The 15,353-nt window shown below is 50.4% G+C and carries 18 protein-coding genes and 2 pseudogenes; 17 read left to right on the top strand and 3 right to left on the bottom strand.

The window, feature by feature from the left end; all coding sequences use genetic code 11:
* The first annotated feature begins 98 nt into the window (after positions 1–98).
* The 11 genes and pseudogenes from ACR6JA_RS18755 (at position 99) to ACR6JA_RS18705 (ending at position 5,758) form a co-directional block, all read left to right on the top strand.
* Complete coding sequence (locus ACR6JA_RS18755) at positions 99–809, top strand: DeoR family transcriptional regulator (protein WP_116541150.1); 711 nt, start codon at positions 99–101, stop codon at positions 807–809.
* A gap of 25 nt (positions 810–834) precedes the next feature.
* Positions 835–942, top strand: a complete 108-nt coding sequence (locus ACR6JA_RS18750) for a DUF4339 domain-containing protein (RefSeq protein WP_116541151.1) — start codon at positions 835–837, stop codon at positions 940–942.
* 158 nt (positions 943–1,100) lie between these two features.
* Positions 1,101–2,168 (top strand): hypothetical protein, encoded by a 1,068-nt coding sequence (locus ACR6JA_RS18745; RefSeq protein WP_494493988.1) that lies wholly within the window; start codon positions 1,101–1,103, stop codon positions 2,166–2,168.
* A gap of 164 nt (positions 2,169–2,332) precedes the next feature.
* Positions 2,333–2,524, top strand: a pseudogene (locus tag ACR6JA_RS18740) (DUF905 family protein); the annotation flags it as partial.
* A 75-nt stretch (positions 2,525–2,599) separates the two neighbouring features.
* Positions 2,600–3,058: an antirestriction protein gene (locus ACR6JA_RS18735; protein WP_494493989.1), complete on the top strand. Its 459-nt coding sequence runs from the start codon at positions 2,600–2,602 to the stop codon at positions 3,056–3,058.
* Positions 3,059–3,066: 8 nt separating this feature from the next.
* The gene (locus ACR6JA_RS18730; RefSeq protein ID WP_116541154.1) at positions 3,067–3,549 is read left to right on the top strand and encodes a JAB domain-containing protein; all 483 of its coding nucleotides are present in this window, start codon (positions 3,067–3,069) and stop codon (positions 3,547–3,549) included.
* Between the two features lie 8 nt (positions 3,550–3,557).
* On the top strand, positions 3,558–3,779 hold the full coding sequence (locus ACR6JA_RS18725) for a DUF987 domain-containing protein (RefSeq protein WP_494493990.1): 222 nt from the start codon (positions 3,558–3,560) through the stop codon (positions 3,777–3,779).
* A 17-nt stretch (positions 3,780–3,796) separates the two neighbouring features.
* A complete protein-coding gene (locus ACR6JA_RS18720) occupies positions 3,797–4,114 on the top strand; it encodes a type IV toxin-antitoxin system YeeU family antitoxin (protein WP_494493991.1) in 318 nt (105 codons plus the stop codon).
* Positions 4,115–4,134: 20 nt separating this feature from the next.
* Positions 4,135–4,503 (top strand): TA system toxin CbtA family protein, encoded by a 369-nt coding sequence (locus ACR6JA_RS18715; RefSeq protein ID WP_494493992.1) that lies wholly within the window; start codon positions 4,135–4,137, stop codon positions 4,501–4,503.
* A gap of 281 nt (positions 4,504–4,784) precedes the next feature.
* Positions 4,785–4,871 (top strand): annotated as a pseudogene (locus ACR6JA_RS18710) (hypothetical protein); the annotation flags it as partial.
* Positions 4,872–5,281: 410 nt separating this feature from the next.
* Entirely contained in the window at positions 5,282–5,758 is a 477-nt protein-coding gene (locus ACR6JA_RS18705) for a WbuC family cupin fold metalloprotein (protein ID WP_213713020.1), read from the top strand.
* Between the two features lie 241 nt (positions 5,759–5,999).
* Here ACR6JA_RS18705 and ACR6JA_RS18700 read toward each other — a convergent pair whose 3' ends face one another.
* Entirely contained in the window at positions 6,000–6,464 is a 465-nt protein-coding gene (locus ACR6JA_RS18700; RefSeq protein ID WP_494493993.1) for a hypothetical protein, read from the bottom strand.
* A gap of 153 nt (positions 6,465–6,617) precedes the next feature.
* Here ACR6JA_RS18700 and ACR6JA_RS18695 point away from each other — a divergent pair, with 153 nt between their 5' ends.
* Complete coding sequence (locus ACR6JA_RS18695) at positions 6,618–7,145, top strand: hypothetical protein (RefSeq protein ID WP_213713022.1); 528 nt, start codon at positions 6,618–6,620, stop codon at positions 7,143–7,145.
* 8 nt (positions 7,146–7,153) lie between these two features.
* Here the strand turns inward: ACR6JA_RS18695 and ACR6JA_RS18690 are convergent, their stop codons facing one another.
* Both ACR6JA_RS18690 and ACR6JA_RS18685 read right to left on the bottom strand, forming a co-directional pair.
* Positions 7,154–7,663, bottom strand: coding sequence for a hypothetical protein (locus ACR6JA_RS18690; protein WP_213713024.1), 510 nt, complete (start codon positions 7,661–7,663; stop codon positions 7,154–7,156).
* Between the two features lie 338 nt (positions 7,664–8,001).
* On the bottom strand, positions 8,002–9,495 hold the full coding sequence (locus ACR6JA_RS18685) for an EAL domain-containing protein (RefSeq protein WP_494493994.1): 1,494 nt from the start codon (positions 9,493–9,495) through the stop codon (positions 8,002–8,004).
* Between the two features lie 692 nt (positions 9,496–10,187).
* Here ACR6JA_RS18685 and fimA point away from each other — a divergent pair.
* From fimA to fimF, 5 genes are all read left to right on the top strand, one after another.
* The gene (gene fimA, locus ACR6JA_RS18680; protein ID WP_039300680.1) at positions 10,188–10,727 is read left to right on the top strand and encodes a type 1 fimbrial major subunit FimA; all 540 of its coding nucleotides are present in this window, start codon (positions 10,188–10,190) and stop codon (positions 10,725–10,727) included.
* A 75-nt stretch (positions 10,728–10,802) separates the two neighbouring features.
* Positions 10,803–11,342, top strand: a complete 540-nt coding sequence (gene fimI / locus ACR6JA_RS18675; RefSeq protein WP_213713028.1) for a type 1 fimbrial minor subunit FimI — start codon at positions 10,803–10,805, stop codon at positions 11,340–11,342.
* A gap of 55 nt (positions 11,343–11,397) precedes the next feature.
* Positions 11,398–12,102 (top strand): fimbria/pilus periplasmic chaperone, encoded by a 705-nt coding sequence (locus ACR6JA_RS18670; protein ID WP_434082313.1) that lies wholly within the window; start codon positions 11,398–11,400, stop codon positions 12,100–12,102.
* A gap of 72 nt (positions 12,103–12,174) precedes the next feature.
* A complete protein-coding gene (locus tag ACR6JA_RS18665; RefSeq protein ID WP_213713030.1) occupies positions 12,175–14,808 on the top strand; it encodes a fimbrial biogenesis usher protein in 2,634 nt (877 codons plus the stop codon).
* A 9-nt stretch (positions 14,809–14,817) separates the two neighbouring features.
* Positions 14,818–15,345, top strand: a complete 528-nt coding sequence (gene fimF, locus ACR6JA_RS18660; RefSeq protein ID WP_213713032.1) for a type 1 fimbrial adaptor subunit FimF — start codon at positions 14,818–14,820, stop codon at positions 15,343–15,345.
* Positions 15,346–15,353 lie beyond the last annotated feature (8 nt).

Below are 15,353 nucleotides of genomic sequence, written 5' to 3'. Positions count from 1 at the left end.
GGCAGAGAAAAAATAGTTCATTCCATGTCCATACCCTGTCCGCCCCCCTCTTTAGAATCATTTCATATTCAGTCAGTTAATTATTACGGAGATTCGAGATGACACAGGCAGAGCGCCGTCATGACCGGCTGGCTGTCAGGCTGTCACTGATAATCAGCCGCCTGGTTGCCGGTGAAACACTGAACATGACGCGGCTTGCTGCAGAGTTTGGAGTGTCAGTCCGTACCCTGCGACGGGATTTTCGTGAACGGCTGATGTACCTCGACCTTGAGTATCGACGGGGGCAATGCCGCCTGCGCAGCACCGGTGGGGGCGTACAGGGGGAACTCGATGCGCTGACCTTCGCGCACCGGGCCGGACTGGCCGATATTTTTCCGGGGCTGGACCGGCGTCTGGCGGGCATGCTGCTCACTGCAGGAGGGATGCCGTGTCTGGTATGGCAGCCGCCACAGTCTGTGTCACCGGCCAGCTCACTGGTCTTCTACCGTCTTGTCAGTGCCATTACTGCCTGCCAGCGGGTACTGTTGCTGGCCGAGGGAGAGCGCTGTGACGGGCTGGCCCCGTACCGCCTGATATCACTCGACGGCTGCTGGTACCTCACTGGTGAACTTAACGGGTATATCACCGTGCATCCTCTGGCGACTATCCATGCGGTGACGGTTCTGAACACCACTTTTACCCCGCTAAAACGTCTCAGCCAGTTAACCACACAGGCGGGCTTTATCCGGGCTCTTCCGCACTTCAGCTGTATCCGCGAAGTCCTGTCTCCTGGTCCCTCTGAGGAGAAGCCGGACAACACACTAATTTAATAACCTCTGTTAAGAAGGAAAAGCAATGACCTGGCATTACGAGAAAAATGGCATACGTTACGGCAATATGACCAAAGACGACCTCATCGGCCTGATTTTACGCGGAGAAGCGAACGCTACCGCACTGGTGTAATGGCATTAACTTAAGGAACAGAAATCAATTTCAACAACGCTCATGGTAACTGTACTGAATCGAAACGACTATCCAACGTAACTGCCATATTTAAGTTAGCCAGGATGTTTGCCGATAGTTATTAACTGATGTTTTTTAAATTTTCAAAGAGGATAGCTGTGAAAATATTATTGATTGTCCTGACTCTATGTTTGAGCTTTAGCGTTAAAGCCACCCCGATGGAGGCTGCTGCCAACTGCACCGATAATTGCCCTTATCCTAGCGAGCTGTACAAATCAGACAAAGCATTTGCGGATGCCTTAGCCGGGAACTTGCGTGCTATTGGGATTAAGGACGCTTTTACCAGAACCGGCGCGCTTAATGGCACTGAATCGCCGGTAAGCTCGTATCAATATAAAGGCGATACCGTGATTACCGGCTCAATTTGCGCCAGTGACTGTTTTACCCACTTCAATTTCATCTACAACGTCGTTACCAAAACAGCCGCATCTGTATATATCGAAGGTGATAAAGCTACTTTGATGGGTAAGCCACCAGAGGACGTTACTAACTTTCTGCTAAAAGATGAAAATATTGCCACCACAACTATCGCCCCTTTAGCACCAAAGGGACCATCTGAGAGTGGAGAAAATTCAGACAAAACTATCTGGGAACTAAAAGACAAGAGCGGGCGGCTGTTGGGGGATGTGTGCGCTGGAAAACCGGGTACCTGCGCCATCGTAATGAACACGACAAACCTCGTGGCCGTAGTTAATCATAAATCTCTCAACGGATGCGCCATGGGAGATTTCTACGTCGTAAGTAGACCTGAGCAGTTTTGGAGTCAGTATGATACAGGCACCTGCAGCAGAGACGCCTATTTTGCTGAAGGGACAATGAATAATGGTCAATATCGTACAATCGATGTTCACCTTAATGGAGAACTGGTCAAACGTTTCCCAATCGAATACTGGTCATTGGCAAAATCCTTTTCCGGCAGTAACCGTCCGAAATGGAAGGAAAAGGAATATGGTAGAGGTTCTATTTACCAAACTAACGAAGAGCCGATGGAGAAACCAACTTACACCCCAGAGGAATTGGAAAAAATGGAGGCTGCGCAAAAAATGGGGGGGCGTGGTTTTTCTGGTACCTCAAACGACATTAATCAAGCTGTAAGCGATGCCGGTGGGATTATGAATTATATAAAGAAGACAACAGGAACAGATAAAGATCAGACACAAAAATAATCCGCCTCACTACCATGTAAGCGCTCTATTTTTGGGCGATTAGAAATTGAGAATCAAGGTACTTAGCTTAGCCCCTGTGCTCATGTTGCGGGGGTTAATTTTACTTAAAGTCTATGTGAAAGCAGAAATTATTTTTTCCTACACGCAAATCATTCATCCAGTAGCAGGCTGAAGTTGTTAGTTACCTGAATAACAACATGCCCCTCGAAGATTGCAAGCATATCCACTTTAGCTCAGCGATTCGCTGTTCTGAAAGCTGGATGGTCTGGCGGGTGTGGTACTTTGAACCTGATGCTGGTGCAGGACTTAACCGTTATATCCGCAAGTCATGCATCCTCAGAGCATCCTCCTCCTGATTACACCCCCTGCACGTCCTTTATTTCCCATACACCAGCCATCGTCGCTGGCGTTTTTATTGAAGGAGAATATCCATGACGACACAAACACAATGCGAATTGATGTCCGCTAATGAACCTCAATTTGACCTTACTGCAACACCAGTACCTGACGAGCAGTGTCTCGATTTCTGGCCGCTGTACTTTGGCGATATCCCGCATTGGATAACGCTGGAGCCCCACATTTTCGCCTGGATGGACCGCTTCTGTGATGAGTATAGCGGTGGTATCTGGTCCTTTTACACGCTCAGCAATGGCGGCGCGTTTATGGCTCCCGATGCTGACACTGACGATAAATTGCATCTGCTCAACAGCATGAACGGTAATGTTGCGGAAATGAGCGCGGAAGCTGCAGGTATCGCTGTCTGCCTGATCGAATACAGCCATCACGCCTGTCGCACCGCATGCGATGCCATGACTGAGCATTATTACCGCCTGCGGGATTACGCTCTGCAGCACCCTGAATCCAGCGCCATTCTGCGCATTATTGATTAAGGATACTTATGATGGAACAGTTACTTATCCCACTGACTCCGGCACTACCACTAACCGCACAACGCACGGTAAAACGCGCCTTAACGCTGCTTGACCAACACCTGCGCGAAACAGGCGTGGCATTCACCTCCACTCAGGCTGCCCGTGACTGGCTGAAACTGAAAATGGCGGGGCTGGAGCGCGAAGAGTTTATGGTGCTGTACCTGAATCAGCAGAACCAGTTGATTGCCCATGAAACCCTGTTTGCCGGTTCCATTAGCAGCACCGAGGTACATCCCCGTGAGGTGGTCAAACGCGCCCTGTATTTCAATGCAGCAGCAGTGATACTGGCGCATAACCACCCCTCCGGTGACACCACGCCCAGCCAGGCAGATAAGACCATAACACAGCGTCTGGTGCAGGCGCTTCAGCTCGTTGATATCCGTGTGCCTGACCACCTTATCGTCGGTGGTACGCAGATATTGTCGTTCGCTGAGCATGGTCTGCTTTGAGGTATTACATGAAAATTATCAGTAAACGCCGGGCGATGACAATTTACCGTCAGCATCCGGCCTCACGCATTTTTCGATACTGCACCGGCAGATACCAGTGGCACGGCAGTGTCTGTCATTACACCGGTAAGGTAGTACCTGACATTCCCGGCATGCTGGCGGGATACGCCGAACGCCGCCAGGACCGCAATGGACCTTATACCTGTCTGATGAGTATCACCCTGAACTGACAATAAAGAGGTTATAAATGAGCAATCCCACATGGGGCCTGCAGCGGGATATCACGCCGTGCCTGGGAGCACGTCTGGTGCAGGAGAGCAACCGACTGTACTATCTGGCTGACCGAGCAAGTATCACCGATAAGTTTAGTGATGTCGAAAGCCTGAAGTTGGATGTCGTATTTCCACATTTTATCAGTCAGATGGAATCGATGCTGACCACTGGTGAAATGAATCCCCGCCATGCCCACTGTGTCACCCTGTACCACAACGGTTTCACCTGCGAAGCCGATACCCTTGGTAGTTGCGGCTACGTATACATCGCCATTTATCCCACTCAACGTTAATTACTTTCACGAGAGAAAAAATGAAATTTCTACCTGCAAAAAATACGCGGGCGGCGAAGCCATGCCTGTCGCCCGTGACTATCTGGCAAATGTTACTTAGTCGTCTGCTGGAACAGCATTATGGCCTGACGCTAAACGATACACCTTTCTGTGATGAAACCGTCATACAGGAACATATCGATGCCGATATCACTCTGGCTAATGCCGTTAACTTTCTGGTGGAAAAGTATGAGTTAGTACGTATCGATCCCACAGGATTTACCTCACATGAACAAGCGCCATATTTGACCGTGATAGATATCCTTCATGCCAGGAAATCATGCGGATTAATGAACAGTTGTTCTTATCGGGAAGTAAGTAATATTGTTCTTAGCCGATCACGGTTGTGAGGGGATGGAGGTCTGAGACTGTCTCCACGATACGTGAAGAATTTAATGAGATTAACGACTCGATGAAAGGCTCATCGAGTCGCATGAAAAACAAGGTGGGGGCACAAAAGGGGGCATTTATAAAGATGAAACAAGAAAATATGTATATTTATCAATGGTTATGTGGGGTGCGTTATGTTCCTATTATCGCACCAGTCACTTCTACTTCATTGATTTAATTAACATTAAATTCATTCAGAGTGAAATCGCGTAGCCTCTACTACATAGAGGTCATACAGCCGATGGCTCAACGTGATAATCTGTATCGCCGTAGCAGCGGTATTTATGTTGTCCGTATTGCAGTTCCCGCCCGATACCGTCTCTACACGGACAGCGTGAGATTGTCTGATAAATTTTACCTTGCGCACCAGGAGCTGGATAGCGCGAAACCGGATGCGATATGAAGTCTCCTGGACAGGTCTTTATTATCAGTAGTGAAGTCGCTTATTTTTCGTTTTCGCTCATTGCTTACTGAGGCTCTGTTCTCGATTTGGTACCGAAATCGTAGGTATTTCAGAAGCGCTGTTGTGGGTTAACGCCTGTGGTTTTTAATGCTTTTTTGGTGAATGGTTCGTTTTGCAGGGATACTTACACTTTGGGACATCAGCCCCAGCGTCTATAATCCGGGCAGAGTTTTTTCCTGCTAAAACCGTGGCTAATCGTCCGTTGAGATAGCATAAAACCTTGCGACATCCGGGTTCCGGATTGCCGTGAGCGACCTACATTCAAAAAGGGTAATATGAAACAAATTACGTTCAGCGATCTACAAAAACAAAGCGAGCAGGCCGCAAACTCCCCTCGCTTACGTGCCAATCGTAATCTCCATCCTGAATTGAGCGATCCTGTTCAGCGTCTGGCTATTGCTATGGAACCGGGTACCTATGTCCGTCCTCACCGCCACCCGCACACGTTCGAGCTGCTGACACCCCTTAGCGGACGCTTTTTGGTATTGCATTTTGATGAGAATGGCAACGTGACCCACCGCGCTGTGTTAGGTGAAGACTGCAAGGTGCTGGAGACGGATGCCGGAACCTGGCATGCGGTGTTATCGCTGGATAAAGGTGGGGTTATTTTTGAGGTAAAACAGGGGGCGTACCAGCCTGTAGCTGAGCAAGATATGGCCCCATGGGCACCCACCGAAAATGAGCCGGGAGCGGCTGAGCTGATGAAATGGTATGCCGTGGCGCAAGTGGGAGATGGCGGTTTTTCCCTGTAATATTACCGCATCCTCTCAGGCTCTTTCCTGGTCTGGCGAAATAAACGTAAAGCCGTATACAACGGCTTTAGCGCGTTTTTATCTCGTGTTTTCAACTGAACTTGCGCCTGATTATGTCCCGATCATCCCCGAGGTCAGGATCCAGCAACCTTATCGATGGGCAGAAATGAATGCGTTCGCACAGCCTATAAGACAACCAGAAGCATAGCGTTTAATTCGACCGCTATACCTCAGCTATACATTAAATCTTTGGGTCTTCCAGGTGGCATTGGTACGCGGTGCCGCCGTGTTCGGCCACAAACCAGTCAACTGCGCCGCCTGTAAGGCGGTTGATTTCCACATTGGAAACCAGGCCCCAGGTTTTTTGGTCTCGTGAACCTTCAATTTTATAGGCGATCTCTTTGTCATTGACGACCGGCTGCACCACCCGGAACCAGGTGTCGTCGCGGCCCTGCGGTTCACCGCCGATGTCCACGATCACCGCTTCGGTCATCCACTGGGTTGTCTGGCCGTTACCCACGCAGGTGCTGCCTTTATCTGCCTGCATATTGAAACACAGCTGGCCGTTATCCAGATAAGGCGCGGGCCAAATCTCAGAGGACGTTGTTGAGCTCTTATCTTGTGGCTCACAGACAATGAGCGAAGGCTTAGCCGCCACGGCAGGCAGGCTCAGGAATAGAGCAAAGGCGAGGTATTTGCGTTTCATTAACAGTCCATATTCGTAGTAAAAGGAGGAACTAACATGAATACCGTCAATTTAGTGAGTGCCGTTGCCTTAGGCAACAAGATTATATTGCTATTAAATAACAACTCGGGTGCTCTATAATCCCGGCACTAAAAATACCTCAGGGAATTTATAATGAAGTCAATTCTTGCGGGCAGCGCCATCGTTGGGGCTGCGCTTGTCGTTTCATCCTTAATTAGTTCCGGCCCGGTTTTATTTAAGAGTGAAAATATTATTTCCGTCACTGGTGGTACAGTGAAACTCGGTAACATCTACGATGAGCACAAAGTCGTCTCTGCGAAACTGATTTTTGATGACAATGTCGCGAATCAGGAGTTTTTGGAGCAGGCTAATGCGGATGATTATAAAGTCGCCTTTAAAGACAAGCTCACCGAGCTGGCGGATTTAATCAATAAAGGCCGCAAAGAAGACGAGAAAACGACGGCAGAAAGTCTGAAACTGACTAAAGCCGCAAAATTAGAAATCACCACCGCAGTAAGATACCGCAGCGAGTACCAGCCGGTATTCACCCTGGTGCTAGGCACGAAAACGGTTGATTTACCGGTTGACACTCATCTGTATGCAAAATCTATTGAATCGGTGGATGCCTTCCTGAAGGAACAGAAACCGCGGTTTGACTCAGCGCTGTATCTCAAAAAATAGTTTTTTCATTAGCTTCTAAAACCATTGCTTTTACAAATCAGCGCGCTGGTCCTGAGGGTAAAGGCCAGCTTATCGGCGTACTTGCTGTAGTAGTTGTGCTCTTCTTCCAGGCCTTTATCCTGTGCCAGTTGAACGGTTTTTAGCGAGCAGGTGCGATAAATCAGGTCTTTTTGCATTGCCGTTTGCGTTTCCCGCTGTTTGGCTGGCGACATGGCAGCCCATTTTTCCGACAGCGAATAATCATAAACCACCTTATTCCCTTTGGCCTGGATCGCCTCGACGGTAATCACTTCGTCTACTTTGAGGCGCTCCTGGCCACGCATACGTTTTTTGTCTTCGGCAGCGGCATATGCGGCCAGCGCGTTGACATCCATCCCCTGGATTTTCTGTGTATAGGCCTGGACATAGGCGTCTGGTTGGGCGTAATGCCTGGCGTAAGCCTGCCTAATCTGGGGATCGCTGGCGCTGCATCCGCTGATGATCACCGGCAGCAGAGCGATTAATCTTCTCTTTATCATTGTTTTCTCTCCATTGTTACCAGGAGGTTATCAGCCAGTCAGCTTAGACCATTTTTCATCAGTGGATGCCGTTATTTACCGCCAGGTTGCCAGTAGCACCCTGGTGAGGCCGCTCCGGTAGTGGGCGGTATAAACCTGAACGACTCTGTGGTAATCAATCAATAAATACAGCAGCTTGCTTATTTATTCATGATATGTGCATATGTCGGGCGATATATTAATCATCAGCCTGACAATAAACGAAGTAACTAAGACAGAGAAACTTATTCCTGTCCGCCAAAAAAATGCGAATTATGGAGGTGTTTTTACAAGCTGAATGACATTGTTAAATATAGCGGTTATTGAATACCACGAAAAACTAACGCATCTAATTCCTCGCGGAGCACTGGCTTCGAAATATAATACCCTTGAAATAAACTGATGCCCATTTTCTTTAGCATAATGAATTTCTGCGGGCTATCGACACCTTCTGCCACGCACTGGCTGCCTGTCACGCTGGCATAATAGATTAAGCCATCAATGAGGTTTTTATCATCGCGATTATTGATAAATGTTTCTACAATGTAGCGATCCAGCTTATAGTGATTGAATTTTATCTGCCTGACTGGAAATGAGACGCTATTTTTTGCGAAGCAATCATCCAGCGCAATTTTTACGCCTAGCCCGGAAATCTGATTTAATACAGTTACCGTTTTAGACTCATAGCTTAAATCCACATTCTCGTTAATATCCAGCACCAGGCAGCGTATCCAGGTCGGCTCAAGCAACTGGGCTTTGGCGGCTTCAACAATTTTAAACAGGGCAGTACTCTCAGTGAGTGCCCGTGGAATATTGACTGAAAACTCTAGTTTTCCCGCATAGTTATTGATATTCACCACGGCTTCTCTGATGATGTGGGCCGTGAGCATGATCCACGTTTCTCGTGTCCGGATCTCATGGAAAAAGTCTTTTGGCAACAATACATTGCCGTTGGTGTACCAGCGGCAAAATATCTCAAAGCCCGCTATCTGCATCTCGCCGTCTACAATGGGCTGGAAAACGGGGAAGATCAGACCATGCTGAAGGGCATGGGTAATCTTTCTCTCCTCGCTGCTGAGCATTCTGGTTGTTAATCCCCTGGGCTTCGACTGGCGCTGTGCTTTGCGATGCCGGCCGGGCAGCAGCCTGGCCATCATCGGGTGAATGGCCGCCAGTTTTTTTAACCCGCTCGAACGCAGGTTATAGAGCGTTTTCGTACTGAAGCTTTTTATTGTCGCGGTGTCTTCATTGTCAGAGGGGCTAAAAAGTTCCAGAAGCGTATTGACCTCATGGATAGTGAGCCCTTCATGACGTAAGCCGCCATTGCGTTCTTCCTGCCTGGCAAGCGAGACAAGCGTGGGAATGTTTTTAATGTCTTTATGCAGCGTATTTCTGAGTTTTATCACGCTGGTATAGATGCTGACTCCCCTGATGGTACTGAGGTTCGAGTTTCGCGGCATCACATTTTTAAAATAACTAAACAGCCATGAAGATGACAACCCACTTATGATCAGGATATTTATCTTATGGTGATGAATTTGTAATAACGATATCAGGCTTTTCAGCGTCATCAGCATCTGAAAGGGATCTTCAGGAATAAAAACTATCAGATGGTTAAATTCATCGCTTTCATTTCTTTTAGAAATCAATCGGGTGTTTTTCTCGGGGGTAATCAGTTTTGTATTCATTCCCTTTTCATGAAGCAATGCAGAAAGACCTGTTGCAGAAAAATGACAGGCAGAAAGTATGTGATAAACAAACTCAACGTGGGAATGTTGAGATGGCACAGGCAATAACGGTGAGGTTATATTCATATCAATTATCCATTAGTCATTATTTCTATACCCGGTGCAATAGGTTTTATTGCGTGGTATATCCTCGCCAGAGGTTTTTTTGATATGTGAAAGCCCGGCCGGCGCAGAATGAAAAGTGTCTGCGTCAGATATTAATTTTTTAATGTGCAAACTAAGATTTGCGGTTTTTTTCCAGATTAAAGGTGCATATTAAGTTCCTTTTAATAAATTCTGGTGGGTCATTTCCCTGTAATATTAATGATAAATTCAATGCAATGAGTATTTTATAATTATTTTAAGCGAGGTTATCCCTGTTGTTTTTTGTAGGTGGTCTTTTTTTGAATTTTTAGTCAACGTTCCTGTTTCTTCTCTAGTTTCTTTACAACGTGTGGAATGTCAATAGAAATTAATTTCAAAACCGTGATTGAGAATAACATCAGGGAAAATTCCTAATAGGATTAAATATAAAAAACATTTAAAATCAATGCAATGTGATGATATTGATGTTTTGTTAAATATAATTTCAAGGACGATTTAAGAGACTTTATTAATATTTCATCCCGGCTCCCACCAATATTGAGAGGGTAGCTCTCTTAGGGGCGAGCTTATGTGAATAGGCGATCGTTTCGTGAAGCTGAAACATAGGTCTTATGGAAGGCATAGCGACTGCCGGTTCTGATTCGTTTTAGTGAAATTGTTTAAAGGAATAAATTATGAAAATCAAAAATCTGGCTTTCGTTGTACTGTCAGCCCTCTCTCTGAGCTCGGGAGCGGCTTATGCCGTTACGGTTAACGGTGGCACCGTTCATTTTAAAGGTGAAATTGTTAACGCTGCCTGCGCCGTTGATGCGGGTTCGGTAGACCAGACTGTTCAACTGGGTCAGGTTCGTTCAGCCCGACTGGCAGCGGTAGGCAGCACCAGTTCTGCGGTGGGTTTCAACATCCAACTGAATGATTGCGATACCACTGTGTCCACCAAAGCCTCCGTTGCGTTCTCTGGCGTAGCAGTAACCGGTAAACCCGACACGCTGGCAATTCAGGGTCCTGCGGCGGGCGGTGCGACTAATGTGGGGATTCAGATCCTCGACAGCACCAGCACACCGCTGGCACTGGATGGGGCAACCTTCAGCGCCAAAACTACGCTGAATGATGGCACCAATATTATTCCTCTGCAGGCTCGTTACATCGCGCTGGGTGCGGCTACGGCCGGTACCGCTAACGCGGACGCGACCTTTAAAGTTCAGTACGAGTAATCAGTCAGTCATACAGGGAAATCACTCGGGGCCAGGGACGGCCCGTCATCTACTACGGATTTGAAGGTGATAACGATGAGAGGAATAAAGTGGGTTCTATTGAGCGTTCTTCTGCCCTCGCTGGCGCTGGCCGGTAACAGAACACATGTCATGCTGCCAGGCGGCAATATGCGCTTTCAGGGCACGATCGTTGCCGAATCCTGCCGCGTAGAAGCGGGCGATCGCCAAATGACGGTTGAAATGGGCAGGATCAGCAGCAATCGCTTCCACGCGCCTGGGGAAGATAGCGACCCGGTGCCTTTCGCGCTCCACCTTCAGGACTGTAATACCAATGTTAGTCGGCACGTTGGCGTGGCGTTTATGGGCGTGGCCGACGGTAAAAACCCGGCGGTACTTTCGGTGGGCGAGGGACCGGGTATAGCTGAAGGCGTGGGCGTTGCACTTTTTGATGCCGAAGAGCGCCAAATCCCGCTCAATGCCCCGGCAAAGCTCTGGACCCGGATATATACCGGGCCAAACACACTCCATTTTATCGCTAAATATCGCGCCACCGGGCATCAGGTTACCGGCGGGCTGGCTAATGCCCAGGCCTGGTTTGCTTTGACCTATTTATAGCCTGAATGCGGGCGTAGTGGACACAAACAACAACGACAAGGACAGAGGTGCGAGCGTGACAAAAAGCTTACTAAGAGGTCGCGGTTTACTGGCGGCGATGATGATAGCTGCGGCAATGGGCTTTATGGCTCGTGCAGAGGCGGGTGTAGCGTTAGGGGCGACTCGCGTTATTTATCCTGAAGGGCAAAAGCAGGTTCAACTGGCGGTGACCAGCAACGATGAAAAAAGCACTTACCTTATTCAGTCGTGGGTAGAAAACGCCAGTGGTGACAAAGACAGCCGGTTCGTGATCACCCCGCCGCTGTTTGCCATCAAAGGGAAAAAAGAAACCACGTTACGCATTTTAGATGCGACCAATAACCAGTTGCCGAAGGATCGGGAGAGCCTGTTCTGGCTGAACGTGAAAGCTATTCCATCCATGGAAAAATCAAAGCTGAATGAGAACACGCTCCAGCTGGCGATCATCAGCCGAATCAAACTTTATTACCGCCCGGATAACCTGGCGCTGGCCCCGGAGAAAGCGGCAGAAAAGCTGACCTTTAGCCGCAGCAATGGCCAACTGATAGTAAACAATCCCACCCCGTATTACCTGACGGTGACGGATATAAATGCCGGCACCCGCGTGCTGGACAATGCGCTTGTCCCGCCGCTGGGAAAAACTTCAGTGAAGCTACCGGCCGATGCCGGGGCCAACATCACTTACCAGACCATTAACGACTACGGGGCGCTAACGCCACGGATGCAGGGCGTTATGCAGTAATTCAGGACAGGCCGTCCTGCGTTAAATAACAATGAAGAACTGACTGCCGGGCGAATGCGGACCGGAGGGACAATGTCACATCTAAAATATGGATTAGCGCGTTTCGGCTCCCGTCGCCCACGGCGCAAATTAGCTTCTTTTTGTACTCTGGTACAAACGCCGCTGGCGCTTTTCATCGCTATGCAGGCCTGTTCGGCCCACGCGGATTTGTATTTTAACCCGCGCTTTTTAGCCGACGATCCTTCGGCGGTGGCTGATTTGTCCAGTTTTGAAAGCGGGCAGGAAGCCCCCCCGGGGACTTATCGTGTCGATATTTATCTCAACCAAGGGTTTGTCGCCACGCGGGACGTCAAATTCGCTGCGGCAAAGAACAGCAGCGGCCTGGCTCCCTGCCTGACGCGTGAGCAATGGGCCGGAATGGGCGTTAACGTGGCGGCCATTGCCGGCATGAATGCCCTGGCGTCGGACGCCTGCGTGCCGATGACCGAACTTATTCCTGAGGCTACCGCCGAGTTTGATGTCGGCCTGCAAAGGCTGAACCTGACGGTGCCGCAGGCGTTTATGGGCAACCGGGCCAGAGGGTACATCCCGCCTGATCGCTGGGATAACGGCATTAACGCCGGCCTGCTGAATTACAATTTCACCGGCAATAGCGTGCAAAACGATCGCGGTGGTAACAGCAATTATGCCTGGCTGAACCTTCAGAGCGGGATCAACCTCGGGGCGTGGCGGCTGCGCGACAACACCACCTGGAGCTACAACAGCGGCGGTGGCAGCTCAGCGAACGAAAATAAATGGCAGCACGTCAACACCTGGCTTGAGCGCGATATTATTTCCCTGCGCTCACGGCTAACGCTGGGCGACAGCTATACGGACAGCGATATTTTTGACGGGGTCAATTTCCGGGGGGCTCAATTAGCCTCCGACGATAATATGCTGCCCGACAGCATGAAAGGCTTTGCGCCGGTGATCCGCGGCATTGCCCGGGGCACGGCGCACGTCATCGTCAAACAAAATGGCTATGAAATCTACCAGGGCACCGTTCCGCCTGGTCCATTCACGATTAACGATCTCTATGCCGCCACCGGCGGCGGCGATCTGCAGGTCACTATCAAAGAAACCGACGGCAGCAGCCAAATCTTTAGCGTGCCGTGGTCATCCGTGCCTGTTTTACAGCGCGAAGGGCGCACGCGTTTTTCCCTGACCGCCGGGGAGTATCGCAGCGGCAATCGCCAGCAGGAAGAGCCTAAGTTCTTCCAGGGCACGGTGCTGCATGGTTTGTCCGATGGCTGGACGCTTTATGGCGGCAGCCAACTGGCTGACCGTTACCGCAGCTTCAACCTTGGCGTAGGGAAAAACATGGGCGTGCTGGGGGCGCTGTCGATGGACGTAACCCAGGCCAATGCCAGGCTAGCGGATGACAGCGAGCACCAGGGGCAGTCGCTTCGCTTCCTCTATAACAAATCGCTGAACGAACTGGGCACCAATATCCAACTGGTGGGCTACCGGTATTCAACCAGCGGCTATTTTACCCTCGCCGACAGTGCCTACAGCCGGATGAGTGGTTACAGCGTGGAAACGCAGGACGGCGTGATTCAGGTTAAGCCTAAGTTTACCGACTACTACAACCTCGCCTACAACAAGCGCGGCAGGGTGCAGTTGAGCCTGACCCAACAGCTGGGCAGAACGACAACGCTTTATCTCAGCGGCAGCCACCAGACTTACTGGAACAGCAGCAGCGCCGACGAGCAGATGCAGGTGGGGTTGAACACCGCCGTGGATGACATCAACTGGACGGTCAGCTACAGCCTGACGAAAAACGCCTGGCAGGAAGGGCGTGACCAGATGCTGGCGGTAAACGTCAATATCCCGTTAAGCCACTGGCTGCGTTCCGACAGCAAATCCGTCTGGCGTAATGCCAACGCCAGCTACAGCGCATCGCACGATCTTAATGGCCGGATGACCAACCTGGCCGGGCTGTACGGCACGCTGCTGGAGGACAATAACCTGAGCTATAGCGTGCAGACCGGCTACGCGGGCGGCGGGCACGGGAATAGCAACAGTACAGGTTATGCCGCACTGAACTATCGCGGCGGATATGGCAACGCGAACGTGGGCTATAGCCGCAGCGACGGCATGAAACAGGTTTACTACGGCGCGAGCGGTGGCGTACTGGCGCATGCGGATGGTGTGACCTTCAGCCAGCCGCTGAATAGCACGGTCGTGCTGGTGAAAGCCCCCGGAGCCGGGGACGTCAAAGTCGAAAACCAAACCGGCGTGCGTACTGACTGGCGCGGTTATGCCGTGCTCCCGTATGCCAGCGACTACCGTGAAAACAGGATCGCGCTGGATACCAACACGCTGGCCGACAACGTAGATCTTCAGGATGCGGTCGCCAACGTGGTGCCAACCCACGGCGCCGTGGTGCGCGCGGAATTCAAGCCACAGGTTGGGGTGAAAATGCTCATGACGCTGACCCACAACGGCAAGCCGGTGCCTTTCGGGGCGGTTGTGACCGCCGAAGGCCTGCAGGTGAGCAGTATTGTGGCCGACGGCGGGCAGGTGTACCTGAGCGGAATGCCGCTGGTGGGCAAGGTGTTAGCCAAATGGGGAGACGGACCGGGTGCCAGCTGCGTGGCGGACTACCGTCTGGGTGAAGAGAGCCAGAAGCAGATGCTGAGCTCGCTTTCGGCACTGTGTCGCTAAGGAATAAGCATGACTAAATCTCTTTATATCGTCGGCATCGCCCTGTCACTGTTCGCCGCTGCTGCTGAAGCGGCAGACAGCACGATTACTATTAGCGGCAATGTCCGGGACAACGCCTGCTCGGTTGCGGCGGAGTCAAAAGATTTCACCGTCGATCTGATGAATAACTCTGCCAAACAGTTTTCTGCGGTGGGAGCCACCACGCCGCTGGTGCCTTTTCGCATCGTGCTTTCCCCATGTGGCGGCCTGGCTACCGCGGTGAAAGTCGGGTTTACCGGCGTGGCGGATAGCATCAACACCAGTTTATTAAAGCTGGACAGCGGTGTATCGGCGGCGGCAGGCATGGGGATCCAAATCCTGGACAATGCCCGGACGCCGATGCCGATCAACGCGGGATCGTCGGCTATTCAGTGGACCACGCTGGTACCCGGCCAGACCAACGTATTGGGTTTTTATGCCCGCCTGATGGCAACGCAGCTGCCGGTCACCGCCGGTCACGTAAATGCGACCGCAGTATTCACACTTGAATTTCAGTAACCGGAGGC

Source organism: Cedecea sp. B1(4) (genome assembly GCF_059414925.1).
Note: the sequence above shows the minus strand (reverse complement) of the source record. Positions and strands in the feature narration are given on the sequence as shown.

Bases quoted from the DNA above. Each gene is read 5' to 3' on its own strand.
- ACR6JA_RS18755 (WP_116541150.1), top strand. From the start codon at position 99: ATGACACAGGCAGAGCGCCGTCATGACCGGCTGGCTGTCAGGCTGTCA.
- ACR6JA_RS18750 (WP_116541151.1), top strand. From the start codon at position 835: ATGACCTGGCATTACGAGAAAAATGGCATACGTTACGGCAATATGACC.
- ACR6JA_RS18735 (WP_494493989.1), top strand. From the start codon at position 2,600: ATGACGACACAAACACAATGCGAATTGATGTCCGCTAATGAACCTCAA.
- ACR6JA_RS18730 (WP_116541154.1), top strand. From the start codon at position 3,067: ATGATGGAACAGTTACTTATCCCACTGACTCCGGCACTACCACTAACC.
- ACR6JA_RS18725 (WP_494493990.1), top strand. From the start codon at position 3,558: ATGAAAATTATCAGTAAACGCCGGGCGATGACAATTTACCGTCAGCAT.
- ACR6JA_RS18720 (WP_494493991.1), top strand. From the start codon at position 3,797: ATGAGCAATCCCACATGGGGCCTGCAGCGGGATATCACGCCGTGCCTG.
- ACR6JA_RS18715 (WP_494493992.1), top strand. From the start codon at position 4,135: ATGAAATTTCTACCTGCAAAAAATACGCGGGCGGCGAAGCCATGCCTG.
- ACR6JA_RS18705 (WP_213713020.1), top strand. From the start codon at position 5,282: ATGAAACAAATTACGTTCAGCGATCTACAAAAACAAAGCGAGCAGGCC.
- ACR6JA_RS18700 (WP_494493993.1), bottom strand. From the start codon at position 6,464: ATGAAACGCAAATACCTCGCCTTTGCTCTATTCCTGAGCCTGCCTGCC.
- ACR6JA_RS18695 (WP_213713022.1), top strand. From the start codon at position 6,618: ATGAAGTCAATTCTTGCGGGCAGCGCCATCGTTGGGGCTGCGCTTGTC.
- ACR6JA_RS18690 (WP_213713024.1), bottom strand. From the start codon at position 7,663: ATGATAAAGAGAAGATTAATCGCTCTGCTGCCGGTGATCATCAGCGGA.
- ACR6JA_RS18685 (WP_494493994.1), bottom strand. From the start codon at position 9,495: ATGAATATAACCTCACCGTTATTGCCTGTGCCATCTCAACATTCCCAC.
- fimA (WP_039300680.1), top strand. From the start codon at position 10,188: ATGAAAATCAAAAATCTGGCTTTCGTTGTACTGTCAGCCCTCTCTCTG.
- fimI (WP_213713028.1), top strand. From the start codon at position 10,803: ATGAGAGGAATAAAGTGGGTTCTATTGAGCGTTCTTCTGCCCTCGCTG.
- ACR6JA_RS18665 (WP_213713030.1), top strand. From the start codon at position 12,175: ATGTCACATCTAAAATATGGATTAGCGCGTTTCGGCTCCCGTCGCCCA.
- fimF (WP_213713032.1), top strand. From the start codon at position 14,818: ATGACTAAATCTCTTTATATCGTCGGCATCGCCCTGTCACTGTTCGCC.